This window comes from Flavobacterium nitrogenifigens, from assembly GCF_003254565.1.
GTDB lineage: Bacteria > Bacteroidota > Bacteroidia > Flavobacteriales > Flavobacteriaceae > Flavobacterium > Flavobacterium nitrogenifigens.
Genome location: NZ_QJRI01000008.1, coordinates 1 through 205 on the forward strand (window position 1 = coordinate 1; position 205 = coordinate 205).

General features: G+C 53.7%; 1 protein-coding gene. It reads left to right on the forward strand.

The window, feature by feature from the left end; all coding sequences use genetic code 11:
* A partial coding sequence (locus DM397_RS24160; protein WP_162615397.1) for an MBG domain-containing protein occupies positions 1–205 on the forward strand: 205 nt, incomplete at both ends.

Genomic DNA, 205 nt, shown 5'->3' on the forward strand with positions numbered 1-205 from the left:
CAGCTCCGACAGTCGCCACCACGGCAGTTATAGGAAGCCCGGTTGGGACTTACCCAATTACAGCCATCGGAGCCGCTGCATCCAATTATGCAATCACTTATGCCGATGGGACGATGAGCGTGACAGCCACCTCACTTATGATCACGACGGATGATAAAAGCAAGGCATACGGCAGTGCAAATCCGACTCTGACGGTGAGCTATGC